A 276-nucleotide genomic window follows, 5' to 3' on the forward strand; every position below is an offset into this window, starting at 1 on the left:
TTCTTGATGAAAAACTGAGAGACGAGATCGTTCCCAAAAACATCCTGATGATGGGCCCGACCGGGGTGGGGAAAACAGAGATCGCCAGACGGATCGCCAAGCTTACCGGTGCGCCATTTATAAAAATTGAAGCGACAAAATTTACAGAAGTCGGCTATGTAGGCAGAGATGTCGAATCAATGGTCAGAGACCTCGTTGAGACATCCGTGCGGCTCATTAAAGAAGAAAAAATCAGCGAAGTGAAAGAACAGGCTGAAGAAAATGCAAACAAACGTA

At 45.7% G+C, this 276-nt stretch carries 1 protein-coding gene; it reads left to right on the forward strand.

Annotated features, from left to right (window positions below):
• Positions 1-276 (forward strand): AAA family ATPase (locus tag SB660_RS20265; RefSeq protein ID WP_410584104.1); only part of this gene is annotated, 276 nt, incomplete at both ends.

Origin of the sequence: Bacillus sp. SIMBA_005, from assembly GCF_046535585.1 — a bacterium.
GTDB lineage: Bacteria > Bacillota > Bacilli > Bacillales > Bacillaceae > Bacillus > Bacillus pumilus.